Raw genomic sequence first — 26,325 nt, 5'->3', positions numbered from 1 at the left:
TCGCGACAGCGCCGTCAGGCGTCCTTCTCGATCAGGGTGCGGGTGAAGAACTCGTAGATGAGCGCGGCCTGGAACGCGGACTGCTTATTGTCCGCCGCGCCGCCGTGCCCGCCCTCGATATTCTCGTGATACCAGATCGGATGGCCCTGGGATTCCAAGAGCGCGGCCATCTTTCGCGCATGACCCGGATGTACGCGGTCGTCGCGGGTGGAGGTGGTGAGCAGGATCGGCGGGTATTCACCCTCCGGGTCGGTGTTCTGATACGGCGAATACCTGGCGATGTACTCCCACTCCTGCGGCTTTTCCGGGTCGCCGTACTCGGCCACCCAGGAGGCTCCGGCCAGCAGCAGGTGATAGCGCTTCATATCCAGTAGCGGCACCTGGCAGACAATGGCTCCGAAGAGTTCCGGATAGCGGGTCAGCATGACGCCCATCAGCAGACCGCCATTACTGCCGCCGACCGCGCCGAGCTGATCGTGTGTGGTGATGCCGCGGGCCACCAGATCGCGGGCGATGGACGAGAAATCCTCATACACCTTGTGCCGGTTGGCCTTTTGCGCGGACGTATGCCATTCCGGACCGTATTCGCCGCCGCCGCGAATATTGGTCATGACCCAGGTGCCGCCGCGCTCGAGCCAGCCCATGCCGGCCGCGCCGCTGTATGCGGGGGTACGGGAGACCTCGAAACCGCCGTAGCCGGACATGACCGTCGGGCCGGGAGAGCCCTGCCGATCCCCATGCCGCAGTACGAAATACGGGATCATGGTGCCGTCATCGGACCGCGCGAAGAATTGTTCGGTCTGCACGCCCGCCGCATCGAAGAATTCGGGTTCGCGCTTGAGTACCTCGGTGTGCCCGCTCACCGAACTCGACAGCAGCGTGGTCGGACTGGTGAAACCGCTTGTGGAGAGCATGAATTCGTCACCGCCCTCCAGCGGATCGAGATTCATGACGCTGGTGGTGGCCATCGGCGGGGTATCGGCCAGCACCTCGCGGGTCCAGCCGTCCGGGCCGGGGGTGAGCACATGCAGTTTGGTCTGCACGTCCTGCAGGGTGATGAGCAGCAGATGGTTCTCGGTCCAGCCGTAGCCGTGCAGGGCGGTATGCGAATCGGGGGTGAAGATCTCGTCGAAATCGCGTGCGCCGGACAGGAATCGCTCGAAATCGATGGCGATCAGCGCACCCGAGGGATGGGTGACGCCGTCGAGCTCCCACGGCGATTTCAGCTGTACCAGCAGCCAATCCTTGTACCAGGATTCCGACGCGTCGGTGGGGACGTCGAGATGCCGTAGCGTGCCGTCGGATTCGAGGAGATAGACCTCCTCATTGAAGAAATCGGTAGCACGGCCGACGAAATGCCTTTCGTAGCCGGGGGTTCGGTCGTAACCGGCGGAGACGGCCACATCGGTGGCGTCACCCTCGAAAACCGTTTCGGCGTCGGTCAGAGGCGTTCCGCGCTTCCAGCGCTTGGCGATTCGCGGATAACCGGAGTCGGTGAGCGCCCCCGGACCGAAATCCGTTCCCACATAGACGGTGTCGATATCGATCCAGCGAATCTCCGACTTGGCCTCGGGCAGCAGGAAGCCGCCGTTCTCGGGCTCGATGAAAACCTTTGCCTCGATATCGAATTCGCGCACCACCTTGGCGTCCGCGCCACCGCGGGACAGGCTGATCAGCGCCCGCTGCTGTTCGGGGCGCAGTACCGCGGCCCCACCCCACACCCAGTTCTCACCCTCGGCCTCGGCGAGTGCGTCGAGATCGATGAGGACTTCCCAGTCCGGCTCGTCCCTGGTGTACTCCGCGAAAGTGGTTCGCCGCCACAGTCCCTTGGGGTGCGCGCCATCGCGCCAGTAGTTGTACAGCCACCGCCCGCGCCGCCCCGGATAGGCGATCCGGGTATCGGTGTCGAGCATATCCAGAATCCGTGATTCGAGGCCACTGAACCGCTCCGAGGCCGTGAATCGCTCCAGCACCACCTCGTTGTGCGCCCGCGCCCAATCCAGCGCACGCTCACTGGTGACTTCTTCGAGCCACAGGTACGGATCCGTCACGCCCTCGTCAACACCGGTCATGCCTACATTGTTGCCGAGCCCCGGCGCGCGTGACGGCCGGTCGCCCCGGTTCGTGCGGGTTTGCCCGTTTCTCCGCGCCGGCGCCGGCCCGCTGATTCGGCGATCGTCAGTAGGATTGCGAGTTCGATGCCGATCCGCCAGGAGGTCCCGGATTGCTGTGGGAACAGCACTGCTGCCTGCCGCTGCTGCCGTCGGCCGATATCGCCGAATTGGCACGCTATCCACTCGGGTCGTATCTGTCGGTGAATGTGGGGTATTCGCTGCAATCCACTCGGGATTCGGTTGAGCTGATCGATCAATTTCGGCGGGATGCCTTGGCGGACGGCCGATTCCGGTTGGTCGAGACGATCGCCGACGCCGTTGAACCGGATCGGGATTCGATCGCGCTGGCGTTCGATCTGGAGGATTCCGCCCCGCTCGGCGGGGATCTCGACAATGTGAAGATGTTCTACGACCTGGGTGTGCGGTCGCTGCTGCCCAGCTACAACTACGCGAACGCGGCGGGGTGCGGCTGCCTCGATACCGTGGATACCGGTCTCACCGGGTACGGGCGCGAGTTGATTCGGACGCTGAACGAGGTCGGTATGTTCGCCGACGGCTCGCACTGCTCACCGCGCACCGGCCTCGATATCGCCGATGTCACGAGCGTGCCGATGATCTACAGCCACTCCAATTTCGCTGCGGTGTGGGCGCATCCGCGCAATATCACCGATGATCAGGCACGCGCCTGTGCCGCCACCGGTGGGGTGATCGGCATCAATGGCGTCGGTATCTTCCTGGGCCGCAACAAGCCTGGTGAGCGCGCCGAGCGTATCGAGGCCATGGCCGATCACATTGTGTACGGCGCGGAGCTGGTCGGAATCGAGCACATCGGTTTCAGCTCCGATTTCTCCTTCGACGGTGACGACTTCAATGACGAGGTGGCGCGGAATCCGGAGGTCTTCTCCGCAGAGTTCACGCGCTGGGGTCCATTGCAGTGGACTCCGCCGGAGGATCTGCTCGGCGAATCCGATGTTCCGGGTTTGGCTGCCGTGCTGGCGAATCGAGGTTTCTCGCCCGAGGATCGCGCCGCCGTCTGCCACGGAAATTTCGCGCGCATGGCCCGGCAGGTCTGGCGCGACCAGCCCTGAATTCCGGTGTTCGCCCTCTGATCAGCCGCTTCGAAACCGGGCAGGCTGGATGCGTGCGACCGGCGCGCCGGGGTTAGGCTCGCAGGCGTGACTTCCCACTACGATGTCGTCGTTCTCGGCGCTGGTCCCGGCGGTTATGTCGCCGCGATCCGCGCCGCTCAACTCGGCCTGCGAACAGCGATCGTCGAGCAGAAATACTGGGGTGGCGTGTGCCTGAACGTGGGCTGCATTCCGTCCAAGGCGCTGCTTCGGAACGCGGAGCTGGCCCATATCTTCCATAAAGAAGCCAAGACCTTCGGTATCTCCGGTGAGGTGAGCTTCGACTTCGGGGCCGCGTTCGACCGCAGTCGCAAGGTGGCGGACGGCCGTGTCAAGGGCGTCCACTTCCTGATGAAGAAGAACAAGATCGACGAGTTCGACGGCATGGGAACGTTCACCGATGCCAAGACGATCTCGGTCGCGCTGACCAAGGGCGGCACCGAGTCCATCACGTTCGACAACGTGATCATCGCGACCGGCACCGTCACCAAGCTGCTGCCGGGCACCTCGCTGTCCGCGAATGTGGTGACCTACGAGGAGCAGATCCTCACCCGCGACCTGCCGGGTTCGATCCTGGTGGTCGGCGCGGGCGCGATCGGCATGGAGTTCGCCTACGTTCTGAAGAACTACGGCGTGGATGTGCGGATCGTCGAATTCCTCGACCGCGCACTGCCGAACGAGGACGCCGACGTCTCCAAGGAGATCACCAAGGCGTACAAGAAGCTCGGCATCACCATCACCACCGGTGCGGCCGTGCAGTCCATCGATGACGACGGCTCCAAGGTGACCGTCGCGATCAAGGACAACAAGTCCGGTGCCGTCGAGACCGTCACCGTCGACAAGGTGCTGCAGGCCGTCGGCTTCGCCCCGCGTATCGACGGCTACGGCCTGGAGAACACCGGCGTGCAGCTGACCGATCGCGGCGCCATCGCCATCGACGATTTCATGCGCACCAATGTGCCCGGCATCTACGCCATCGGTGACGTCACCGCGAAGCTCCAGCTCGCGCACGTCGCCGAGGCGCAGGGCGTCGTCGCCGCGGAGACCATCGCCGGCGCGGAGACCCTGCCGCTGGGCGACTACCGCATGATGCCGCGCGCCACCTTCTGCCAGCCGCAGGTCGCCAGCTTCGGCCTCACCGAGCAGCAGGCCCGCGACGAAGGCTACGACGTGAAGGTCGCCACCTTCCCGTTCACCGCCAACGGCAAGGCCCACGGCCTCGGCGACCCGAACGGTTTCGTCAAACTCATCGCGGATGCCAAGTACGGCGAACTCATCGGCGGCCACCTCATCGGCCCCGACGTCTCCGAGCTGCTGCCCGAGCTGACCCTGGCCCAGAAGTGGGACCTCACGGTCAACGAGCTGGCCCGCAACGTCCACACCCACCCCACCCTGAGTGAGGCGCTGCAGGAGGCCATCCACGGCCTCGCCGGGCACATGATCAACTTCTGATCGGATCGCCCGCAGGACAATTCAATTCGGCCCGGTGCCAGTGAAAGTTGCTGGTACCGGGTCGTTTTCGTATCCGCCCGGTAGCTTGGTCCCATGACGGAGGGGACCGGCGTGCAGCCGGTGAAAAAGCGTGCGCGCCCGAATGCGCGGTTGGTGCTGGGTTTGGCGATGGGCTTGTTCCTCGGCGTATTCGCCACCCTGACAGTGCTGTTCATCGACGTGGACGTGCTCACCAGTCCACGGAATATCCAGATGCTGGTCGTCCCAACCACGGGTACCGCACTGGAGGGCGACCGCCGCATCATCGGCATCGTCGAGGAACGCAGCGGCCTCTTCCGGCGACACCAGGGGTACTACGTGTACGCGGGCTGCGAGGAAGACATGGGCTACGGCCACTTCGTCGACCTGGACTTCGGCATCCCGAGCCCCCCGGTGATCAAAGACGCGGTTGCGGAGTCGGGCGGCATCCGAGTGCGCTTCGACTCCGGCCACGAGTTGGTGATTCCTCCGAAGTCGCTCAACTGCTGGCGTTGAGGGGCGGGGTGTCGCCGGGGGCGGGGTCAGTCGCGGTGGTAGTCGTGCTGGGCCGCGACGATCTTCTCGATATTGGATTCGAGGATGCCGATGAGCCCGGCGAGTTGGTCGGCGACGTCGGCGCCGAGGTGGGTGAGGGTGTATTCGACGTGTGGGGGGATGGATTGCTGGACTTCGCGGTGGATCATGCCGTCGCGTTCCAGGTTCTGCAGGGTTTGGGAGAGCATGCGCTCGCTGATGCCGTCTACGCGGCGGCGCAGGGCGCTGAAGCGGGTGGGGCCTTCGCGCAGCGCCACCATGGCGAGTGCGCCCCAGCGGCCGGCCACATTCTGTAGCACCGGTCGGGAGGCGCAGTTCCGCGCGAAGACGTCGGCCTCCAGGGTGGGGTCGACGGTCTCCGGGTCGGGCGTGCTCATGATTCGAGATTACCTAACCTTTCGGGTTGCGGTGCGGGAATATCATGTGCTTACTATTAGTTAGTACACGTTGATACCGCAGCTCATTCCCTTGGATGCACCCGAATACCTGGAGGAAGTCATGACCGTCGCAGTCACCGGAGCAAGTGGTCAGCTGGGTCGTCTCACCGTCGAGGCGCTGCTGCGTGAGGGGGCCACACCCGTGGCCGTGGTCCGCGATGCCTCGAAGGTCGCCGATCTGGCCGAGCGCGGCGTCGAGGTCCGCGAGGCGAGCTATGACGATCCGGCCGCCCTGGATCGCGCCTTCGCGGGCGTCGACCGTGTCCTGCTGGTCTCGGGCAACGAGTTCGGTAGCCGAGTTACCCAGCACACCAATGTGATTCGCGCCGCCGAGCGGGCGGGCGTGGAACTGCTGGCCTACACCAGCATTCCGAACACCGAACGCAATGAGCTGATTCTCGCGCAGGAGCACCGCGGCACCGAGGCCGTACTGGATGAGGCGTCCGTACCAGTGGTGCGGCTGCGCAACGATTGGTACTGGGAGAACTACCTGAACGCGCTGGGTTCCGCCGTCGAGTCCGGCGTGTTCTATGGCGCCGCGGGCGAAGGCCGGGTGGCCGGGGCGTCTCGCGCCGACTACGCCGAGGCCGCCGCCAAGGTGCTCACCACTGACGGGCACGGTGGCCGGTCATACGAGCTCGGTGGCGCGGGACTCACCTATGCCGAACTGGCGCAGGCGATTTCGGAGGCATCCGGTAAGCCGGTGCGCTACCAGGATCTGCCGCAGGCCGACTACGCCGCCGCGCTGGTGCGGAACGGCGTGCCCGCGGGTTACGCCGCGGCGCTCGCGGACGCGGATGCCGGTATCGCGCAGGGCATTCTCGATATCGACAGTGCCGACCTGGAGAAGCTGCTGGGTCGCGAGGCCAGGTCGGCGGTCGAGGTGTTCCGGGCAGCCCTGAGCTGAGCGGGCCGGGTGGTCTGCGCACCGATCTGCATGAGCGGTCCCGCGCCGGAAATCCTCCGGGGGGACTGCTCATCATCGGATCCGGAACGCGGTCCGGCTCAATACCAGTGGTTTGCCTGCCAGAACGCCCAAGCCGCATTCGGACTGCCGTAGCGCTCGCACATGTATCGGTAAGCCCAGCGCAACTGGGTCACCGGATTGATCGGCCAGTCGAAGCCCGTCTCACTCATCTTGTGCGCGGGCAGCGCCTGCGCCAGTCCGTACGCGCCCGAGCTGGGGTTGATGGCGAAGGTCCGCCAACTGCTCTCATGGGTGATGATCTGATCGAAGGCGCCGAACTGGTCGAGCGGAACGATGGTGAGCGCGATCGCTTTCAGCGCCGGTTCGGGGTAGATGCCGGACGGGTCGGCGATCAATCCGATGACGGTGGACGAGGCGAACTCGGTGAGCTGGGGGAGTATCGCCGCAAGGGCGGAATCGCCGGTGGCCCCGACGGTGGTTGCGCCGGGGGTTCCGGCGGGTGTTTTGCCGGTGTCCGCGTGTGCGGCCGGACTGCCGACGCCGAGGAGTATCGGCGCGACCGAAATCGCGATAATTCCGAACGTTTTCGCAATCACGACTATCGGGCCAAAGGGTTCAACAGGGTGTAAACCGTACGCGGTCCGCACGATTCGATGGGGAGCCCGCTCGGTGAGTCGCCGACTGATTTGCCGGGTTTCAGCTGATCAGAGCTGCGTGCGGTCGCGCGGCGCGCCGAGCCGCTCCGCCCGATCGCGCAAAAGCGCTTGCTCGGTGCTGTTCGCGGTGAGTTCGGCCGCGCGCAGAAGTGCCGTGCGCGCCTCCGGGACGTGATCCAGCCGGGATAGCAGGTCACCCCGTACCGCGTGCAGCAGGTGGTAGTCGTCCAGCGCACCGGATTGCGCCGCTTTGTCGGCGAGTTCGAGCCCGGCGGCGGGGCCGTGCAGCATGGCCACGGCTACCGCCCGGTTCAATTCCACGATAGGTGACGGAAAGCGGTCGGCCAGAACGGAGTACAGGCCCGCGATGCGCCGCCAATCGGTCTCGGCGGCGGTCGGCGTCATGGCGTGTACCGCCGCGATGGCGGCTTGCAGCGCATAGAGTCCGGGAGCCCGGCCCTGCGTGCGGTTCAAGGCGTGCGCGCGGCCCAGGGCGGCGAATCCGCGCCGAATGTACAGCCGATTCCAATGCGCCCGATCCTGATCGGCAAGCAGCACAAGCTCATTCGCGTCGGTGCTGCGCGCACGGATCCGGGATGCCTGCAGTTCCAGCAGCGCCGCGAGCCCGTGCACCTCGGGTTCCTCCGGCAGCAATCCGGCCAGGATGCGCGCCAAACGCAGTGCGTCCGCACATAATTCGGCACGCACCCAGCGTTCGCCCGCGGTCGCGGTATACCCCTCGTTGAAGATCAGATAGATCACCTCGAGCACCGAGTCCAGCCGTGCGGCCAGCTCCGCCCCCTGCGGAACTTCATACTTGACGCGTTTGGTCGCGATAGTGCGTTTGGCGCGCACAATCCGTTGCGCCACGGTGGATTCCGGAACGATATAGGCGCGCGCGATCTCCCCGGTCGTGAGTCCGCCGACCATGCGCAGCGTGAGCGCCGCCCGCGCGGGTGGCGCGAGCACCGGATGGCAGGCCGTGAAGATCATCCGCAACAGATCGTCCGTAACCTCCGCCTCTTCGCCCGCCCCGCCGGAGCTCAGTGCGATCGACTCGGCCGAATCGGCGTGCTGTTCCCCGTGCTCGTCGATTCGGAGTTGATGCCCGAGTAATTCCAGCTTGCGGGCGAAGTTGGCGTCACGCCGAATCCGGTCGATGGCACGGTGTTTCGCCGTCAGCATCAGCCATCCGCCCGGATTCGGCGGCACCCCGTCGCGCGGCCACTGCTCCAGCGCCGCGACCAGCGCGTCCTGTGCCAGTTCTTCGGCCGTCCCGATATCCCCGGCCACCCGGGTCAATCCGGCGACCAGCCGCGGCCACTCGATTCGCCAGGCCGCCTCGACTGCCTGGCGTGCCTGCTCCCGCGGTGGCCGCATACCGGGTTCAGCCCTGGTCGTCGAGTTGGCGTACTTCGACTTCGATATCCCATTCCGGTCCGTGTACCCGCAGGAATCGCGAGGCCCATTCCGCCGCTTCGGCATTGGAGCGGGTTTGCAGCAGGCAGTAGCCGCCGATGTACTCCTTGGATTCGGTGAAGGGTCCGTCGATGACGGTTTGTTTCCCGCCGGTCTGGCGGATGCGGGTGCCCTCTTCGGTCGGCCGCAGGCCCGCCGTATCGAGGAGCACTCCGGCCTTGGTCATCTCCTCGATGAGCGTGTTCATATCCGCGATCAATTGTTCGTCCGGCCCGCCGTCGGGGGTCTTGGCCGGGTCGAGGCGAATCAGCACCATGTGTCGCATTGTTCGATCCTCTCGCTCTTCCTGTTCGTGGCGAGTCGCTTATCGGCCCACACCTACTCCTCGAATGGGAAGGATCGGAATCGACACGGCTAGACCCACTGCACGAGTTGGATCACGATTCCGTTGGGATCGAGGGTCTGGAAGTACCGCTCACCCCAGGGTTCGGTTTCGATGGGGGTGGCGATCGGGACGCCTTCGGCCTGGACGCGAGCGTATTCGGTGTCGATGTCCTCGACGGTGAAGACGACCAGGACGCCCTGTCCGGCGCTGCCCGCGCTGCTCGCCGGTTTGAAGGATTCCAGCCCGGTGCGCAGGTAGATGACATTGAGTCCGGCGTCCGGCCGGGTCAGGGAGGCGAAGCCGTCGGCGGACATGGCCTCGGTGAAACCGAAGTGGTCGATCAGGAATTTCGCCGAGGCGGCCGGGTCGGGGACGTTCAGGGAGAGGGCGGATGCGGTGATTTTCATGGGGTGCTCCTCGCTGCCGATAAATTCTGTACTAAGTACGCTGTACTTTGTACGTAAATTCCCGACGGGCCGCATCGTGATGCGCGTCACACGAATACGATCGGCGTGGAGGTGACGCATGGGTGCACGAGAACGCAGTAGTGCCGGGGATCCGGTGCGGACGCTGGAACTGCTGTGGCGCGAGCCCGGACAGGCCGGTTCGGCGCGTGGGCCGAAGCAGCGCACCACCGTGGACGCGGTGGTGGCCGCGGCCATCGAGATCGCCGATGGCGAGGGCCTGAACGCGCTCACCATGCGATCGGTGGCGGCGAAACTCGGGGTGACGCCGATGGCGACCTACACCTATGTCCCGGGCAAGGCCGAGTTGCTCGACCTCATGCTCGACAGCGTCTATCAGCGGATGTCTCGCCGGGAGCTCACCGGAATGCCTTGGCGTGAAAAGGTTTCCGTAATCGCGGCCGAGAATCGTGAACTGCTGGAACGGCATTCGTGGGTCGCCTACCTGCCGACCACCCGGCCCGCACTGGGTCCGGGCGTGACCGCCAAGTACGACCATGAACTACAGGCATTCGACGGGCTCGGCCTGACCGATCTGGAGATGGACGCGGCCCTGACCTACCTGCTCGGCTTCGTCACCTCGGTGGCCCGTATCGCCATCGATTCCGCGCGGGCCGCCGCCGACAGCGGTGAATCCGACGGGGAATGGTGGCAGCGCGCCGCCCCGCTGCTCGAACGAGTGCTCTCCGCCGACCGCTACCCGCTCGCCGTGCGGGTCGGAGCGGCCGCGGGGCAGGCGCACGACAGCGCGTACAGCGCGAACCACGCCTACGACTTCGGGCTGGCCCGTACCCTCGACGGTTTCGCCGCTCTCATCGAATCCCGCTCCGGCTGAACGGGATTCGCGCGTCGGCCGGCGAAACTTCCGGTGCGCCCCGCAGCCGGGCTGTGACCGATCGGGAATTTCCCGCGACAGTGCCCGGCCGCACGGGCAGAATTCCACTCATGGCGCGATCGATCCCGGCAATCGTTGCCGCCGAAGTCTTCACCCGAGCCGCGCAACCGGTGCTCCCGGCGGGCGAGGACCTGGTGTTGCGGCCGTGGCTGCGCCGCGACGCCCCCGAGGTGTTCACCGCCTTCCAGGACCCCGCGATTCAGCGGTGGCATCGGCGGACCGCCGAGACCGAGGAGGAGGCGGGGGACTGGGTGAGCGTATGGGTGCGGTCCTGGCATGCCGGGCGGGACGCGAATTGGGCGGTGGCCGACAGCCGGACCGGACGGCTGCTCGGGCGGGCCTCGCTCGTGGGAATGGAACTACCGCATGGCACCGCGGGCGTGGCCTACTGGGTGATGCCCACCGCGCGTGGGCGTGAGGTGGCACCGCGAGCGTTGGCAGCGCTCACCGCCTGGGCCTTCGACCACGCCGGGTTCCACCGCCTGGAGCTGCGGCACTCGGTCCACAATGCGCAATCCTGCCGGGTGGCCGCCAAGTGCGGCTTCGCGCTCGAGGGCGTCAACCGCAGCGCCACCCTGCATGCCGACGGCTGGCACGATATGCACCTGCATGCGCGGGTACAGGACGACCAGCCCACCGAAACACGCCCGCTCGCACTGGGTTCGCGCCCGCGTCATCGCGCCGAGCCGTAGCGGCGGTCACGGCCACGCGTGTGGTGGTCGAGCCGTCATCGCGGGGCCGTCACGGACCCGGGTCAGTGGTCTGTCTGGATGCGCAGGGCGGTGATGGTGCTGGCCAGGCCCTCGTACTGATTTGTCAGCAGCACGATTTCGATGAGGCGGCGCTCGTCGTAGTGGGTGGCGAGGGTCTGCCAGGTGGGCTCGTCGAGGTCGCGGGTGGTGACGAGTTGGTCGACGGCCGTCAGCAGCGCGCGTTCCTTGTCGTTCCAGCCGGGGGCGGACGGGCCGGTACGGATCCAGTCGAGTTTCTCCTGGGTGACGCCCGCGCGTTTGCCGAGGCGGATGTGATGGTCCATCTCGTAATCGCATTGCCGCAGGTGGGCTACCCGAATGATGACCAGTTCGGATTCGTAGCGGCGCAGCCGGCCGCCGGGCATGAGCTTGCCGGAGAAGTGCAGCCAGCCGCGGAACAGGCCGCCGGTGCGGCCCAGGGTGCTGAACAGGTGGGCGTCATCGGTGCCGGCGGCGCGGGAAAGCGCTTGCCAGACAACCCAATTGATCGGACCGAGTTCCCGGAGACGGCCGGGGGCTATGCGTGGCTGCGTCGACACCATGCCCAACGCTAACAGGGGTGTTCATTCCCGCACAGCCTGTGCGAGTTTGGTGAGTTCCAGGGCTCGGCGGGCGCGGGTCAGGACGTGGGCCCGGGAACTGGTCAGGTGCGCAAGCAGGGTGCGCAGGGCGGCGTCCAGGTCGCCGGCCAGGAGGCTTTCGGCTATGGCTATGTGGTCCTCGGTCATGGCGGCTACGCGTTCGGCGGTGGGCAGGTCGATGGCGCGGACCGGTCGGACGCGGGCGTGCACGGTGGCCAGGGCATCGGCCAGCGCCGAATTGCCGCCCGCCGCCAGGAGTGTCGAGTGGAATTGTTCGTCGGCGGCGATGAGCGCGGCCCCGGGTTCGGGCGGGTTGTCACGCATCTGCCGCCACAGTTCGAGTTCGCGGCGCACGGCTGTCGCGTCGTGCAGCAGCGGCGTGGCCCCATAGGTGTAGCCCGAGTCGCCGGTGTATCCGGCGTCGAGGTCGCCGAGTCCGACCGGTGTGGTCTGCAGGCGCTGGATTCCCCTGGCCTCCAGCACGATTCGCAGTTCGTACAGATCGCCGAGTTCGTCGACCCGCGGTCGGTAGGGGTAGAGCCCGTCGGTGTGGCGTTCCAGCAGTCCGTCGGCGTAGAGCCGGGCCAGCGCCTCCCGGACGGGGGTGCGGGAGACGCCGTAGTTCTCGGCGAGGCGCTCCTCGCCGAGGCGTTCGGTCGGTGCCAGCACCCCGGCCGCGAGATCTCGCTGTAGGGCCAGGTAGACCCGATCGGACAATGGAATACGCCCCCTGCGCGCCATGTCGGATCGCCTGATCAGATCGCCATGGCCAGTCGGACATCGGACTCCGCGCCCGCACCACCCGCCCCCGTGGAGGTGATGCGACCCGATTGCAGTACGTAGTACTGCTGTGCGGCCTGCAATGCGAAGCCGATGTGCTGTTCGACCAGCAGCACGCTCAAGCCGCCGCGATTGGCGAGATCGATGATGGTGCGCTCGATTTCGGCCACGACGGAGGGTTGGATGCCCTCGGTCGGCTCATCGAGAATGAGCAGTTTCGGTTCGGTGATGAGAGCGCGGGCAATGGCGAGCTGCTGGCGTTGACCGCCGGAGAGCAGTCCGGCCTTGCGGGTGAGCAGTTCCTGCAATGCCGGGAACAGATCCAGGGATTCGGCGATCAGTTCCTTGGCGCGTTTGCGGCCGTCTGCCACCACCTGCAGGTTCTCCATGGTGGACAGCTGTGGGAAGGACTGCTGCCCCTGCGGCACATAGGCGATGCCGCGTTTGACCCGGCGGGACGGGGACATCTTGGTGATGTCCTCGTCATTGAAGCGGATCTTGCCGGATGTGGTGGGTAGCAGGCCGACCGCGGCGCGCAACAGCGAGGTTTTCCCGGCGCCGTTGTGCCCCATGACGGCCACTACACCGTCGCTCGGAACAGTAAGGGACACACCGTGAATCACCTGCGTGCGGCCGTAACCTGTGTGTAGGTCAACGAGTTCAAGCATGGGCTGCCTCTTCCTTCTCGTCGCTGTCGGCCTCGGCTGCGGTGATCGGCGGCAGCTCGCCCGCCGCCGCGGTGCCGAGGTAGACCTGCTGCACCTTGGGGTCGGCCTGTACTTCTTCGACGGTGCCTTCGCTCAGGACGCGGCCACCGGCGAGCACCGTCACCGAGGTGGCGAAGGCGCGCATGAAGTCCATATCGTGTTCGACGACCACGACCACGCGGTCATTTCCGATGCGGCGCAGCAGGTTTCCGGTCTCCTCGCGCTCCTCGGCGCTCATGCCCGCGACGGGTTCGTCGAGCAGTAGCACCGCGGCGTTCTGCACCAGCAGCATGCCGATCTCCAGCCACTGCTTCTGGCCGTGCGCGAGAATTCCGGCGGGCTTGTCGCGCAGGGCGGTCAGGCCGATGGTCTCCAGGGCGGCTTCGATGGCGGGGAGCACCGACTTGCGCTTGCGCAGCAGGGTGAGCGCGGAGCGTCCCGAGCCCGCCGCGATATCGAGGTTCTGCAGCACGGTGAGCTGTTCGAAGACGCTCGCGGTCTGGAAGGTGCGGCCGACGCCGAGCCGGGCGATCTGATGCACCTTCTTGCCGATCAGTTCACTGCCGGACTTGCGCGCCGATCCGGTGGCCGGGGTGAGACCGGTGATGGCGTCGATGAGGGTGGTCTTACCCGCGCCGTTCGGCCCGATCAGGAAGCGCAGATCACCTTGCAGCACAGTGAGATCCACCTCGGAGACGGCTTTGAAACCGTCGAAACTCACCGAGAGGCCCCGGATTTCGAGGTATTCGCTGTCCATTGTCATGCCTGCACCTTCACTTCGTCATCGGCCGCCGCGCCGGTGGACATGACCGAGGCGACAATGGCCGCGCCCGCGCCGACGGACGGCCCCTCGGGCTTCGCGGGACGGAAGCGTTCGCCCAATTGCCTTGCCATCGGCCACAATCCGACCAGACCGGCGGGCAGGAAGCCGACCACGACAATGAACAGCGCGCCCTGGATGTAGGTCCAGCCCGAGGGGAAGTTCTCCGACAGGGTGGTCTGCGCCCAGGCGACGCCGATCGCGCCGAGTACCGGGCCGAGCAGGGTGGTGCGGCCGCCGATGGCGACGCCGATGAGGAAGGCGATGGAGGGCACCACGCCGATATCGGCGGGGGAGATGATGCCGACGATGGGGGTGAACAGCGCGCCCGCGATACCCGCGAAGAACGCGGCCACCACATAGGCGACGATCTTGATATTGGCCGGGTCGTAGCCCAGGAAGCGGACGCGTTCTTCCTGATCACGCACTGCCACAAGCAATTCGCCGTAGCGGCTGTTCATCAGCTGGCGCGCGACGGCGACCACCACGAGCAGCGCACCGGCCGCGATGAAGAACAGCATGCGGCGGTTCACCGGATCATCGAGCCGGAATCCGAAGAATGTCTTGAAATCGCTCAGGCCGGTGAAACCGCCGATGGTCTGCTGTCCGGTGAGCAGAATCGCCAGCGCCGCCGCGAGCGCCTGGCTCAGGATGGCGAAGTACGCGCCCTTGACGCGCCGCTTGAACACGCCGAAACCGAGTACCGCGGCGACGGCTGCCGGTAGCACCAGAATCCCCAGGATCGCGACCGGTGCCGAGGCGAAAGGCTGCCAGTAAGAAGGCAATTCGGAGATACCCGCGATGGACATGAACTCCGGCACATCCTCGTGCGCCTTGGCGGCATCGGCCATCTGCATATGCATGGCCATGATGTACGCGCCGATACCGAAGAACACGCCCTGCCCGAGCGTCAGCATGCCGCCGCGCCCCCAGGCCAGCCCGATACCGACCGCGACAATCGCGAAGCAGAGGAATTTGGCGAGCAGGCTCAACCGGAAATCGCTGAGCGCCGCCGGGGCGATACCGAAGAGAACGATTGCGGCCGAGGCGAATCCGCCCACGGCCTTGAACGAGGAATTGGCATTGAGCCGCTGAATGATTGTCATGCCAGGCTCCGGGTGCGGACGGTGAACAGGCCCTGCGGGCGTACCTGCAGGAAGATCACGATCACCACGAAGACGATCACCTTGGCGACCGAGGCGGTGGTCGAGTATTCGACGAACGAATTCAGCAGGCCCATACCGAAGGCCGCGATGACGGTGCCCTTGATCTGCCCGAGGCCGCCGATGACCACCACCAGGAAGGCGTCGACGAGGTAGGACTGCCCGATGGTGGGGCTGGTGGAGCCGATCAGGGTGAGCGCCACACCGGCGACCGCGGCCAGGCCGGAGCCGATGAAGAAGGTGCTGATATCGGTGAAACGCGAAGAGATGCCGGAGGTTTCGGCGAGACTGCGGTTCTGCACCACGGCGCGGATGCGCCGGCCCAGCGGGGTCGTCTTGAGCGCGGTGGCCAGGGCGATGACCGCGGCGACGGCCAGCACCATGATGAAGATGCGGGTCTTGGGTACCACGGTTCCGGCAATGGAAATGCCGCCGGTCAGCCAATCGGGGGCCACCACATTCTTGGCGGGCGCGCCGAAGATATCGCGGGTGACCTGCTGGAGCACCAGGCCGACGCCGAAGGTGACCAGCAGGGTGTCCAGTGGGCGGTCGTACATCCAGCGGATGAGCCCCATTTCCAGGGCCGCGCCGAGCAGACCGCCGACCAGGAAGCCGACGAACAGCGACACGATCAACGCGACGCCGGTGGAGTGAATGACTTGCTGCACAACGAATGTGGTGTAACACCCGGCCATGATGAATTCACCGTGCGCCATATTGATCACGCCCATCTGACCGAAGGTCAGCGACAGACCGAGCGCGGCGAGCAGCAGGATCGAGCCCAGGCTCAAACCCGTGAAGAGCTGTCCGACAGCGACTTCCATTGTGAATACCTCTGTGGTTCTCTCGCGCCGCCGTGGCGGGGCAGCGCGTCGTAGGTGATTCTCATGGCCGGGATAGCCGCCGTAACGGCCGGTGCGGGGATGGGGTCCCGCACCGGCCGCCCCTCATCGGCGGCTACCGGATTACTTGAGGCCCTTGGCCCAGTCGTAGGACTTCAGGTAAGGGTCCGGCTGCACGGCCTTGCCGGAGTCCCACACCGTGTAGATGAGTCCGTCGGCGCGGATCTCACCGATGCGGGCGGTCTTGGTGATGTGGTGGTTGGAGCCGTCGATGGTGACGGTGCCTTCCGGGGCGTCGTAACTCACGCCGTCGGCAGCGGCCTGAATATCGGCGACCGCGAAGGACTTCGCCTTCTCGACCGTGTTCTTCCACAGGTAGACCGAGGCGTACGCGGCCTCCATCGGGTCCGAGGTGGGCTTGTTGGCGCCGAAGGCGGCCTTGTACGCGGCGACGAACGCCTTGTTGGCCGGGGAGTCGACGGTCTGGTAGTAGTTCCAGGCGGTCAGCTGCCCGGTGATGTTCTGCGCACCGATGCCCGCGACCTCTTCTTCGGCGATGGAGACCGAAACGACCGGCATATCAGTGGCTTTCAGGCCCGCGTTGGAGTACTCGCGGAAGAACGCCACATTGGAGTCACCGTTGAGGGTGTTGAAGACCGCGCCCGCCTTGGAGTTGCGGACCTTGTTGACGATTGTGGAGAAATCGGTGGAGCCCAGCGGCGCGTAGTCCTCGCCCTTGATCTCGATACCGTTGGCCTTGGCGTACGCCTTGATCTCGCGGTTGGCGGTCTGCGGGAAGACGTAGTCCGAGCCGACCAGGTAGAGGGAGGTGATGCCCTTCTGCTTCAGGTAGTCCAGGGCCGGGACGATCTGCTGGTTGGTGGTGGCGCCGGTGTAGAAGATGTTCTTGCTGTCCTCCAGGCCCTCGTACTGGACGGGGTAGTAGAGCAGCGAGTTCAGGGTCTCGAACTTGGGCTTCATGGCTTTACGGCTCGAGGAGGTCCAGCCGCCGAAAACCGCTGCGACACAGTCGGAGCTGATCAGCTTCTCTGCCTTCTCCGCGAAGGTCTTCGGGTCCGAGGCGCCGTCCTCCAGCACCAGGTCGACCTTCTTGCCCATGACGCCGCCCGCAGCGTTGATCTGGTCCACCGCCATCTTGGTCGCGTTCGCGACGGTGACCTCACTGATGGCCATGGTGCCGGTCAGCGAGTGCAGCGAACCGATCTTGATGGTGTCCTTCGAGGTGTCTACGCAGGACTTGGCGTTGGAGCCCGAGGCGGTATCGCTGTCCCGCGAACCGCAACCGGAGACCAGTGCGACCGATAGCACCAGTGCCGTCGGAATGGTGATGGCCTTGACCAGGCGCTGAGTTCGCTGCCGACGGTGGGAATCTTGCATGGGCGGACCCTTCTCACTTACACATCGACGCCACGTGCGTCGCTTGCGAATACGGCCGCGTATACAACCGCTGTATTCGTGAGGGGAACCGTAAACGGGAAGTATTGCGCCGGAATGACTCTCGGTGACGGTCCGATTGCCGATGTTGCGCGGGCGTGAATTTCCGCTCACCGCAATGGGTCTCGTGCCGATCCAGTCGGCTATAACCGCTGATTAGGAGCCATAAAAGAGATCGGACCGGGTCAGCGTGAGCTGACTCCGGTCCGATCGGCACTGTGAGATGTCCTACCCGCGGGGGGCTACTACGAGGTGCACATCCAGCCGTCCTGCTCATCCGAATTCGGCACCGCCGCACCGGCGGCCGCGCCCAGCCCGGCCCCGATGAGGGCGCCGATGATCGCGGTGAACGGTACGGCGATCAGGCCGATACCCATGGTCGCGATGGCGATGGCGAACCCGACAACGCCGCCGACGAGTGCGCCGAGTCCACCGACCAGCCCCATACCCGTCTGAATGCTGCGCTGCCGCGGCGAACTCGGTGTGCAGTTGACGTACGGCCGGAACACCGGTTCGGCCACCAGCTTGGTGCCGTTGTCCGTGATAGTCGGCTGCAGCACAACCATATTGGTGCCATCGTCCACCGCCATCGGCAGCGTGGCGGTCACGGCACCCGCGGCATTGACAACCTGGATATCCGTACCGGTGAACACGAAGGCCCCATCGGTAAGCGTGGCCGTCACGGTCTTCGAAGCATCGGACCGATCAATAGCGTAATGAACACCTTGATCCACCCCCGCGAGATTCGTCACGGCCGCAGCCTCCGAATCCGGTGCGGCGTAGGAGATTCCCCCGCCGATCGCCGTAGCGCCAATAGTGAACATGGCCGTAACAGCGAACTTCCTGATATGCATTTGTCCCGCGTTTCCTTTGCTCTGCCCCGACCCCGGCGCGCAACCCGCGCCGCGAGCAAAAACCTAACACCACCCCCCGACAACTCCCCCAACCGATTTCACACAACCGGCGGGTACGAATTACCGCGCTGCGGGTTACTGGATTACGTAGGGCGAGATCGAGCTGCGGTGTTCGCTTATGTCCAGGGATTTACCCAGGGGTGGGAAGGCGCGCTGGGGGCAGTTGGAGCGTTCGCAGACTCGGCAGCCGGCGCCGATGGGGGTGGGTTTGGGGTCGTTGAGGTCGAGGCCGTCGGCGTAGACGACGCGGCCGGCGTGGCGGAGTTCGCAGCCCAGGCCGATGGCGAAGATTTTGGAGGGTTCGCCGTAGCGGGTGGCTCGGCGTTCCACCGTGCGGGCGATCCAGAGGTACTTGCGGCCGTCGGGCATTTGGGCGATCTGGGTCATGATTTTCGCGGGGTAGGCGAAGGTTTCGTAGACGTTCCACAGGGGGCAGGTGCCGCCGCTGGAGGAGAAGTGGAAACCGGTGGCGGACTGGCGTTTCGACATATTGCCGGCGCGGTCGACGCGGACGAAGGAGAAGGGGACGCCGCGCAGGCGGGGGCGCTGCAGGGTGGAGAGGCGGTGGCAGATGGTTTCGTAACTTTGGGTGAAGAAGGCCGAGAGGCGTTCGATGTCGTAGCGGAAGTCCTCGGACATTTCGTGGAAATGCGTATAGGGCAGCACCGTCGCGGCGGCGAAGTAGTTGGCCAGGCCCAGTTTCGCGAGCACCCGTGATTCGGGACTGGTGAAATTTCCTTCCTCGACCAGCTTTTCGATGAGATCGCCGCACTCCAGGTAGGCGAGTTCGGCGGCGAGTTTGAATACACGCTGCCCACCGGACAGGTGCGGAGCGATCTCCAGCCGGCGCAACTCCGGATCGTATCGGTGCAGGACGCCGTCACCGAGATCGATGCGCTCCACGATCTGCACCCCGTGCGCGGTGGTGAGCCGGCGCGCGATCTCACGTTTCAGGTCGCCGCCGTGGAATCGCATGCGGGTGGCGAGTTCCTCTGCGGCGGTATCCAATTCGTGAATGTAGTTCTGCCGCTGATAGAAGTAGTCGCGTACTTCCTCGTGCGGTTTCGAGATGGCCCCCGAACCACTGCCGTCGGAGAAACGGTCCTCGGTGGCGGCGGCCAGCTGTGCGGTCGTATTGCGGTAGCGGCGATGCATATTCACCATTGCGCGCGCCAAACCCGGGTGCGCGGAGACCATTTCGGCGATCTCCTGGGCATCGGCCTCGATGCTCAACTCCTGATCCATCACGACCTCCTGCAGCTCGGCAATGAGCCGGGTGTCGTCCTGGGAGGAGAAGAAGCCCGCGTCCACCCCGAAGACTTCGCTGATACGCAGCAGGACCGGTACGGTGAGCGGGCGGACGTCGTGTTCGATCTGATTTAGGTAGCTGGCCGAAATCTCCAGCTTCTTGGCTAGGGAGACCTGACTCAGCCCGCGTTCGGTGCGCAGCTGACGGAGCCGCGCGCCGACGAAAGTCTTGGCCATGTGCCCAGTTTATGGGCGGTTTCGCAGACCTGCCAACCCGGAATTAGCAACCTTGCTGAGGGCTGCGTCACAAGGTGTCGGGGGCTCCGCCCCAAACCCCCGAAGTGAAGGGACGCTGACGCTGGGTCTTGGGGGCTTCGCCCCCAAACCCCCGATCTGGGGTGGCAAGTCCCTTGACCTGTCGGACCCGCGGGTTACCGTCGGTGAGTGCACTTGTCGCAAGTCGTTGAGGCGCTGCGGGCAGTACGCGCGACCTCCTCGCGGAAGACCAAGATCAGTACTCTCGCCGAGCTGCTCGGGCGGGCCGAGGCCGATGAGCTGGGGCAGGTGGTGGCGTGGGTGTCGGGGGAGTTGTCGCAGGGGCGGATCGGGGCGGGGTGGCGGACGCTGACCGATATGGAAGTGGTCTCCGCCGAGGCTTCGACACTCACGGTCGGTGAGGTGGATGCGGTTTTCGCGGAGCTCGCGACGGTCAGCGGGAGTGGGTCGGTGGCGCGGCGGCGGGAGCTGCTGGAGAAGTTGTTCACCGCCGCTACCGCCGATGAGCACGATTTTCTGCTGCGATTGCTGACCGGGGAGATGCGGCAGGGCGCGCTCACCGCGATTGTCGCCGAAGCGGTGGCCAAGGCGTTCGAGGTGCCGATCGAGTCGGTGCGGCGGGCACACATGCTGTCCGGGCGGCTACCGGTGACGGCGCTCGCGGCGTCGACCGGTGGGGTGGCGGCGCTGGACGCGTTCCGGCTGGAGGTGGGGCGGCCGATTCAGCCGATGCTCGCCTCGCCCGGTACCGCGCTGGATGAGGCGATGGCCGAATTCGACGGTGACGTGAGCGTCGAACACAAAATGGACGGCGCGCGAATTCAGGTGCATCGCGACGGGGAACAGGTGTGGGTATTCACCCGCACCCTGCGCGATATCACCAAGAGCGTGCCCGAATTGGTCGGCCTGGTGAAGGAACTCGACTGCACCAGCGTGGTGCTGGACGGGGAAACCTTGGCGCTCAACGATTCCGGTCGCCCGCGCCCGTTCCAGGAGACCATGTCCAGGTTCGGCGCGGCCACCGCGCAGGAATTGCTCCTGCACCCCTACTTCTTCGACTGCCTGCACCTGGACGGCCAGGATCTGCTGGACGCACCCCTGCGCGAGCGCCGTGCCGCGCTCACGAAAGTCGCTTGCGGACTGAGTATTCCGGCGCTCCTGGCCCCGGACGGGGAGGCCGCCGCCGAATACTTCGACGGTGCGCTGGCCGCCGGGCACGAGGGCATCATGATCAAAGCCCTGGACGCCCCGTACGCGGCGGGCCGCCGCGGCCGGGCCTGGCTCAAGATCAAGCCCACGCACACCCTGGACCTGGTGGTGCTGGGCGCGGAGTGGGGTTACGGCCGCCGCACCGGTTACCTGTCGAATCTGCATCTGGGCGCGCGCGATCCAGATGGTGGTGAGCCGATTATGGTCGGCAAGACCTTCAAGGGGCTCACCGATGCCCTATTGCATTGGCAGACAGCCGAATTCCCGCGTCACGAGCGCGAACGTGACGGCAATACCGTCTACCTGTGGCCGGAGTTGGTGGTCGAGATCGCCATCGACGGCGTCCAGGTGAGCCCCCGCTACCCGGGCGGCCTGGCCCTGCGCTTCGCTCGCGTGGTCCGCTACCGCCCCGACAAGGAACCCGCCCAGGCCGACACCATCGACACCCTGCGCGCCCTCCTACCTGAAACCCCCACGCCCGCACCGTGACATTCCCAGCCACTTCACAGCTGGATGGATGCGGACTCCGAGGTTGGCGGCGCACGATGCGTTTATCGAGCTCGAGCCTGGTGGTCGTCAGGTGACGGGGAATGGGCACTGCCACCGCGCTCCCACGCGGGTTCCGTTCCCCGTAGACCACGGTCCGGGTCTCGACGGTGGATTGCGCATGATCCACCTGTGCTGTCGGCGGCGTCCCGTCCCTCGCCGGGCGCCGTCGACGACACGAAATCCGTGGTTCAGTACTCGTATTCGCGATTCCCGGTGAGATTGGGCAGGCGCCGCCGGCCCGCCGCCAATTCGTCCGCCAGATGTTCGTAGGCGAGCGCGAGTTCGCTGAGTCGCGTCGCCGCCTCGTGCATGGTCTCGTCCGGTGCGCAGGCCAGTGTCAGGTATGCCAGCGCCGAGAATTGCGCCAGCCGATCCACCACGGTGCCGACCGTTTCGGTGTGCAGGTGGGCGTCGCGCGCGGCCTTGGGCAGTTCGAGGGCCACCCAGCGATCGATATCGAGGACCATGCGCGCCCGCTCGTGATCGATGAATCCGGTGGCCCCGGCCGCCGCTGTCAACCGCCGCTCGTGCAGATCCGCCAGTAGTCCCGCGCAGTGCAGTACCGGATGTCGATCTTCGGGAGGCAGGCCCCGGCAGGCTTGCAGCAGCAGATGTTTCGGCGGGAGCAAAGGCACGGCGGCCATACTGCTACGCGAATATCTCCGATTGGCAACGGTATTCGCCTGATCTGGCACTTCGCGGCATGACCGGGCGTGTCAGTTCAGCCGGTCGAGTACCCACCGGCCGACCGCGGGATCACGTGGCAGCTGCTGGTGCGACACCGCACCGGGGCGCAGATCCTGGATGAATTCGTTGCTGACACCGGGTTCGCCGATGGACGAGGCCGCGCCCGCCGGGGTGCTGGTGGTGTCGTCCCGGGTGGCCGGCACCGCGTACCGGACCCCGGGTTGTGCGATCGGACCGTCGTTCAGCGCGCGCATGAAATCCGATCCCGCCTCGAGGTCCGCGCAGGCTGTGCAGAAGACCGGCAGCAGGGTGGAATCGACGGTATTACGCACCGGCGGAACCAGATTCGCCACATCGGTGAGGCCGGTCAGGGTAGTGCCATGGGTGACGACCGCCGAGCGCCACGATGGCCTCGGCGGCGGTGCGAGCCATCCGGGAAACTCGGCGCATCGGATCCTCCGCTCTGTTGTGAACCAATTCAGTCGTGAACCATTTATTTCCTGACTATTGCTGTGCTGCAAGGGATTTCGGCTCAACTGGTGGGCAGTCCGACCATTCGCACCTCGCCGGTGAATTCGCCATACCCGATACTTTTGGTCCCGGCCCACAGCTGTTGCGCCATGATCGGCAATCGGGTGTGCACCGGTTCGACTATCTCCTGCTCGGTTTTGGCGAACGGGTCGTCGGCGAAGATGAAGAGCTTCGAGCCGAGCAATTGCCCGCGCTGGTCCGGCCGCAATCGGGTGCCGTTCACGAAAAGTCCGGGATCCCAGGCGTACAGCAGCTCCGGTGGCGAGTTCAGCGGTGCGGCATATCCGCCGGTGCTCCAGTAGGTGGGCGTGAAGCCCGCATTGCTGAGCGTGAAGCCTTGATCGGCAAGGGATTCGGGGCCGTTCTGGGTGCTGATCCAGGGCAGTGGGCCGTCGCCGCCGGTCCAGTAGTCGACAATGATCGAGCGGTCCACGGGGGTGTGTCCGCCGCGCGGGATTCCGTCATTCCACATGCGTGCGGTCTTCCCGTAGGAGCGCACGATTCCATTCGCCCAGTTGAAGGTGTCCGCGACCAGATCCTCGCCGATCTGCGGATAGCGGCTGTAATCGCTGATGTACTCGTCGCCGCCGATATGGAAATAGCGGCCGGGGAACAGCGGCAGGAATTCCCGGAGCAGGTCTTCGATGAGCGGGCGCGCACCGGGATCGGACAGGTCGATGCGGCCCTCGGCGGTGCCCGCGAGCAGTCCGTCGGTGGCGGCGTCGATCGGGTTGGTGACCACGGGATGCAGGGCGAGCTCCGGATGCGATTCGAGAATCCCGTTCATATGCCCCGGGAATCCGATCTCCGGCATTACCTCGATTCCGTAATCGGCTGCGTACGCGATGATTTCGGCGATCTCGGCCCGGCTGTAATGCTCCGGGGAGGTGACCTCGGGATGCGACCGGCTCTCCAGACGGAAGCCGTAGCGATCCGAGAAGTGCAGTTGAATGAGGTTCATCCGGTAGTACGCCATTTCCCGGATGCGCTGTTCGATCCAGTCGACGGTGAGATATTTGCGGCCCAGATCCAGCAGCAGCCCGCGCTCGCTGTAGTCCGGCCAGTCGGTCACCGTTCCGGTGGGCAGTGCGCCGGTCCGCGAAAACCATTGCAGCAGTGTCTGGGTCGCGTGGATCGCGCCCTCGGCGGTCCGCGCCGTCGCGGTGACGGTCGCACCGATATCGATGCGATACGACTCCGGTTGGTCGGGACCGGATTGGTCGATGCGCAGCACCAGATCGCCCGGACCGGGCGCGCCATCCCCCTCCGTTATGGTGCGACCGGCCTTGTTCAGGTCCGTCGCGAACCGTGCCGCAATGGGCGCGGCCGCACCGGAGGCCACTATGCGGGCCTGGTCCGGGAGGGTGAAACTCCCCGTGCCCGGCGCGAATTCGTGCACACTCGGCACCGTGATCGGCAGGGTCGCGTCCGCTTCCGCATATGCGCTGGGCGCGGTGGTCAGCAATGCCGCGCCCAGCGTGAGTGACAGGGCGACCGCGCCCAGCGCATGCGTGCGGCCGAGCGCGTGCAGCATCGGTGCGATGCCGCCGGTCCGTCGAATACTGCTGCGTGCCAACCGATTCACGCTCCGCTCACCGGAAGCTCCACCACCGAGGGCGAGCTGAGCACCACGGTGCTGCCCATCGGCGTGGAACTCTCGAACGGAATCGGATCCTGGGTGGTGACGGTGAGCGTCAACCGATGTCCGGGTGCGAGATTCCAGTAGGTCGGCGCGAGATCCCATTCCATGACATCAGGTGCGCCGGGCGTGAGGCCGTGCCGGGTGATGGGCCAGTAGCTGATGTTCTTACCGGTGCCGTCGGGGCTCTCGTCGTAGAGGATGCCGATCATGGTGAGATCCGGGCCGGCCGGTGCCGCCGTGATCCGCAGGTGCGGGCTGCCCGAGACGACCCCGCCGTTCGCGAAGGGTGCGGTACTCCACACGCCTGCCGCATTGCGGTCCACGGTGCCGAGCGGAATGGCCGGTGCCAGCCCGAGCTGCGCCAGCGAGCCGGTGACGTAGGGGACCGCGGCAACGGACGTGGTCGGCGCGGAAATCAGTGCCTGACTCCAGGATTCGCCCGAATCCGCGCCCATGACACCGCCACTCGGTGCGGACAGCGGTAGTTCGCGCCCGGCTGCCCGTGCCGCTTCGACCGAGGGGAAGTGCACGAATGCGCTGGGATCGGACAGCAGGCTCACCGTATTGGCCGGCTGGATATTCACCGCCGGCTCACCGTCGATGCCATTGTCGGCACCGTTCACATAGTGGTCGAGCCACCGAATTCCGGCATCCCAGATCGAATTTGGCAGTCCCGCAACACCTCCCGCGCCGCCGCCGGTGGAGTGGTCGCCCGGCACCACGTACAGCATCTTCGGCCCGGTCAGCTGGTCGAACATGTCATAGATCGGCCCCACCGGCAGCAGGCTGTCCTGCCAGTCGTGCGCCAGGAATACCGCTGTCCCATTGGCATTGAGATTGGGAATCGCGTTCGCGAGCAGATACCGGTTCGGCATGGCGTAGAAGGCGCCCGAATTGTGGTTCACGATCGCGTCCAGGCCGTACTTCACCAACTCGGGGCTGAATCGATTGGTCGCGACCCCGGCCAGTGCGAGCGCGACGGGCCCGCCGGTCTTCGGAGTCCCATTGGGCGACAGTGCTTCTCCGGCATCACCCGGAGGCGAATCGGCCACGATCGCCTTGATGCGCGGATCATGCGCGGCCGCGATCAGACTCATGCCCGCGCCGTACGAGCCGCCCGCGATGGCGATCCGCTCCGGGTCGATATTCAGATTGGCGATGGCCCAGTCGATAATGGCCGAGGCGTCCTCGGCATCCTTCTCACCGAACAGATCCACTTCGCCCCCGGACAGATACATGCCGCGCGCGGTGTATTCGATGGACACGAAGCCCTCGCCGCTGGCCAGCTTGTAGGCCGAACCGATACTGCCGACGGCGGGCATACCCCATCCGGACGGCTGCAGTACCAGCGAATTCCTATGTGCCGCAAGGTCCGGTGGCGCGGTGATGACCGCATTCATCATCACCCCGCCGGCCCCAGGAATGAACAGCGTCGTGGCCTGCGCGCCCGGCACCGGCACCGCCGAGGCGGGCGAAACCCAGAGCGCCCCGCCCGCGACGATCAGGGCCGCGGCCGCCACGCCCCCGAGTAGTCGACCGCGCATCCCCGGCCCTTTCATCGCAGGCTCGCCAGCAACTGACCCAGATTGTGCAGCAGCGACATCGGGGACATGACCAGGTAGCCGACGATTGTACCGAGCAGATCGGGTGCGGGAAGTTCATGCATGGGAAATCCTCTGAGACAGCGCACGCTTTTCGGTTTACCAGAGAGTAAGTGAG

26 protein-coding genes are annotated in these 26,325 nt (G+C 65.7%); 7 read left to right on the top strand and 19 right to left on the bottom strand.

The window, feature by feature from the left end; genetic code table 11:
- Window positions 1-14: 14 nt before the first annotated feature.
- Window positions 15-2,072, bottom strand: coding sequence for a prolyl oligopeptidase family protein (locus GFY24_RS07195; protein WP_153804103.1), 2,058 nt, complete (start codon window positions 2,070-2,072; stop codon window positions 15-17).
- A gap of 152 nt (window positions 2,073-2,224) precedes the next feature.
- On the opposite strand from GFY24_RS07195, the gene GFY24_RS07190 reads away from it, so the two are divergent.
- The 3 genes from GFY24_RS07190 to GFY24_RS07180 all read left to right on the top strand — a co-directional run bounded on the left by GFY24_RS07190 (window position 2,225) and on the right by GFY24_RS07180 (window position 5,227).
- The gene (locus GFY24_RS07190) at window positions 2,225-3,202 is read left to right on the top strand and encodes a dipeptidase (protein WP_153804102.1); all 978 of its coding nucleotides are present in this window, start codon (window positions 2,225-2,227) and stop codon (window positions 3,200-3,202) included.
- Window positions 3,203-3,289: 87 nt separating this feature from the next.
- Complete coding sequence (lpdA, locus tag GFY24_RS07185; protein WP_309230555.1) at window positions 3,290-4,693, top strand: dihydrolipoyl dehydrogenase; 1,404 nt, start codon at window positions 3,290-3,292, stop codon at window positions 4,691-4,693.
- 93 nt (window positions 4,694-4,786) lie between these two features.
- Complete coding sequence (locus tag GFY24_RS07180; RefSeq protein WP_153804100.1) at window positions 4,787-5,227, top strand: hypothetical protein; 441 nt, start codon at window positions 4,787-4,789, stop codon at window positions 5,225-5,227.
- Window positions 5,228-5,253: 26 nt separating this feature from the next.
- Here the strand turns inward: GFY24_RS07180 and GFY24_RS07175 are convergent, their stop codons facing one another.
- Window positions 5,254-5,643 (bottom strand): helix-turn-helix domain-containing protein, encoded by a 390-nt coding sequence (locus tag GFY24_RS07175; protein WP_153804099.1) that lies wholly within the window; start codon window positions 5,641-5,643, stop codon window positions 5,254-5,256.
- Between the two features lie 121 nt (window positions 5,644-5,764).
- Between GFY24_RS07175 and GFY24_RS07170 the strand changes: the two genes are divergently transcribed.
- Complete coding sequence (locus GFY24_RS07170; RefSeq protein ID WP_153804098.1) at window positions 5,765-6,610, top strand: SDR family oxidoreductase; 846 nt, start codon at window positions 5,765-5,767, stop codon at window positions 6,608-6,610.
- 98 nt (window positions 6,611-6,708) lie between these two features.
- Here the strand turns inward: GFY24_RS07170 and GFY24_RS43280 are convergent, their stop codons facing one another.
- The 4 genes from GFY24_RS43280 to GFY24_RS07150 all read right to left on the bottom strand — a co-directional run bounded on the left by GFY24_RS43280 (window position 6,709) and on the right by GFY24_RS07150 (window position 9,498).
- A complete protein-coding gene (locus GFY24_RS43280; protein ID WP_309230554.1) occupies window positions 6,709-7,227 on the bottom strand; it encodes a transglycosylase SLT domain-containing protein in 519 nt (172 codons plus the stop codon).
- 108 nt (window positions 7,228-7,335) lie between these two features.
- Window positions 7,336-8,667, bottom strand: a complete 1,332-nt coding sequence (locus GFY24_RS07160; RefSeq protein ID WP_153804097.1) for an RNA polymerase sigma factor — start codon at window positions 8,665-8,667, stop codon at window positions 7,336-7,338.
- Window positions 8,668-8,674: 7 nt separating this feature from the next.
- Window positions 8,675-9,031, bottom strand: a complete 357-nt coding sequence (locus tag GFY24_RS07155) for a YciI family protein (protein ID WP_153804096.1) — start codon at window positions 9,029-9,031, stop codon at window positions 8,675-8,677.
- Between the two features lie 89 nt (window positions 9,032-9,120).
- The gene (locus GFY24_RS07150; protein ID WP_153804095.1) at window positions 9,121-9,498 is read right to left on the bottom strand and encodes a VOC family protein; all 378 of its coding nucleotides are present in this window, start codon (window positions 9,496-9,498) and stop codon (window positions 9,121-9,123) included.
- A 118-nt stretch (window positions 9,499-9,616) separates the two neighbouring features.
- Here GFY24_RS07150 and GFY24_RS07145 point away from each other — a divergent pair, with 118 nt between their 5' ends.
- On the top strand, window positions 9,617-10,390 hold the full coding sequence (locus GFY24_RS07145) for a TetR/AcrR family transcriptional regulator C-terminal domain-containing protein (RefSeq protein WP_153804094.1): 774 nt from the start codon (window positions 9,617-9,619) through the stop codon (window positions 10,388-10,390).
- A gap of 110 nt (window positions 10,391-10,500) precedes the next feature.
- Window positions 10,501-11,142 carry a GNAT family N-acetyltransferase gene (locus GFY24_RS07140; RefSeq protein ID WP_153804093.1) on the top strand — a complete coding sequence of 214 codons (642 nt, stop codon included), beginning with the start codon at window positions 10,501-10,503 and terminating at the stop codon, window positions 11,140-11,142.
- Between the two features lie 62 nt (window positions 11,143-11,204).
- Here GFY24_RS07140 and GFY24_RS07135 read toward each other — a convergent pair whose 3' ends face one another.
- The 9 genes from GFY24_RS07135 to ramB form a co-directional block, all read right to left on the bottom strand.
- Window positions 11,205-11,744 carry a carboxymuconolactone decarboxylase family protein gene (locus GFY24_RS07135; RefSeq protein WP_153804092.1) on the bottom strand — a complete coding sequence of 180 codons (540 nt, stop codon included), beginning with the start codon at window positions 11,742-11,744 and terminating at the stop codon, window positions 11,205-11,207.
- A gap of 21 nt (window positions 11,745-11,765) precedes the next feature.
- On the bottom strand, window positions 11,766-12,524 hold the full coding sequence (locus GFY24_RS07130) for a GntR family transcriptional regulator (RefSeq protein ID WP_153804091.1): 759 nt from the start codon (window positions 12,522-12,524) through the stop codon (window positions 11,766-11,768).
- Between the two features lie 14 nt (window positions 12,525-12,538).
- Complete coding sequence (urtE, locus tag GFY24_RS07125) at window positions 12,539-13,231, bottom strand: urea ABC transporter ATP-binding subunit UrtE (protein ID WP_153804090.1); 693 nt, start codon at window positions 13,229-13,231, stop codon at window positions 12,539-12,541.
- A complete protein-coding gene (gene urtD, locus GFY24_RS07120; protein WP_153804089.1) occupies window positions 13,224-14,033 on the bottom strand; it encodes an urea ABC transporter ATP-binding protein UrtD in 810 nt (269 codons plus the stop codon). Before urtD ends, urtE begins: the two co-directional genes overlap by 8 nt.
- A complete protein-coding gene (gene urtC, locus GFY24_RS07115; RefSeq protein WP_153804088.1) occupies window positions 14,030-15,196 on the bottom strand; it encodes an urea ABC transporter permease subunit UrtC in 1,167 nt (388 codons plus the stop codon). Before urtC ends, urtD begins: the two co-directional genes overlap by 4 nt.
- Window positions 15,193-16,077 (bottom strand): urea ABC transporter permease subunit UrtB, encoded by an 885-nt coding sequence (urtB, locus tag GFY24_RS07110; protein ID WP_153804087.1) that lies wholly within the window; start codon window positions 16,075-16,077, stop codon window positions 15,193-15,195. The genes urtC and urtB overlap by 4 nt, the downstream gene beginning before the upstream one ends.
- A gap of 141 nt (window positions 16,078-16,218) precedes the next feature.
- Entirely contained in the window at window positions 16,219-17,493 is a 1,275-nt protein-coding gene (gene urtA / locus GFY24_RS07105; protein ID WP_153804086.1) for an urea ABC transporter substrate-binding protein, read from the bottom strand.
- A gap of 302 nt (window positions 17,494-17,795) precedes the next feature.
- The gene (locus GFY24_RS07100) at window positions 17,796-18,404 is read right to left on the bottom strand and encodes a hypothetical protein (protein ID WP_153804085.1); all 609 of its coding nucleotides are present in this window, start codon (window positions 18,402-18,404) and stop codon (window positions 17,796-17,798) included.
- Between the two features lie 135 nt (window positions 18,405-18,539).
- Window positions 18,540-19,949 (bottom strand): acetate metabolism transcriptional regulator RamB, encoded by a 1,410-nt coding sequence (ramB, locus tag GFY24_RS07095; protein WP_153804084.1) that lies wholly within the window; start codon window positions 19,947-19,949, stop codon window positions 18,540-18,542.
- Window positions 19,950-20,156: 207 nt separating this feature from the next.
- On the opposite strand from ramB, the gene GFY24_RS07090 reads away from it, so the two are divergent.
- Window positions 20,157-21,686, top strand: coding sequence for an ATP-dependent DNA ligase (locus GFY24_RS07090; protein WP_309230553.1), 1,530 nt, complete (start codon window positions 20,157-20,159; stop codon window positions 21,684-21,686).
- 248 nt (window positions 21,687-21,934) lie between these two features.
- Here GFY24_RS07090 and GFY24_RS07085 read toward each other — a convergent pair whose 3' ends face one another.
- The 4 genes from GFY24_RS07085 to GFY24_RS07070 all read right to left on the bottom strand — a co-directional run bounded on the left by GFY24_RS07085 (window position 21,935) and on the right by GFY24_RS07070 (window position 26,150).
- Window positions 21,935-22,381, bottom strand: coding sequence for a DUF4254 domain-containing protein (locus GFY24_RS07085; RefSeq protein ID WP_375336007.1), 447 nt, complete (start codon window positions 22,379-22,381; stop codon window positions 21,935-21,937).
- An 81-nt stretch (window positions 22,382-22,462) separates the two neighbouring features.
- Complete coding sequence (locus tag GFY24_RS07080; protein WP_153804082.1) at window positions 22,463-22,786, bottom strand: hypothetical protein; 324 nt, start codon at window positions 22,784-22,786, stop codon at window positions 22,463-22,465.
- 179 nt (window positions 22,787-22,965) lie between these two features.
- Window positions 22,966-24,540 carry a glycoside hydrolase family 20 protein gene (locus GFY24_RS07075; protein WP_228566025.1) on the bottom strand — a complete coding sequence of 525 codons (1,575 nt, stop codon included), beginning with the start codon at window positions 24,538-24,540 and terminating at the stop codon, window positions 22,966-22,968.
- A gap of 5 nt (window positions 24,541-24,545) precedes the next feature.
- Window positions 24,546-26,150: a CocE/NonD family hydrolase gene (locus tag GFY24_RS07070; protein WP_194852767.1), complete on the bottom strand. Its 1,605-nt coding sequence runs from the start codon at window positions 26,148-26,150 to the stop codon at window positions 24,546-24,548.
- Window positions 26,151-26,325 lie beyond the last annotated feature (175 nt).

It is taken from the genome of Nocardia sp. SYP-A9097, from assembly GCF_009649815.1.
Classification (GTDB): Bacteria; Actinomycetota; Actinomycetes; order Mycobacteriales; family Mycobacteriaceae; genus Nocardia.
The sequence above is the reverse complement of the archived record's forward strand: the minus strand, read 5'-3'. Positions and strand labels throughout refer to the sequence as shown.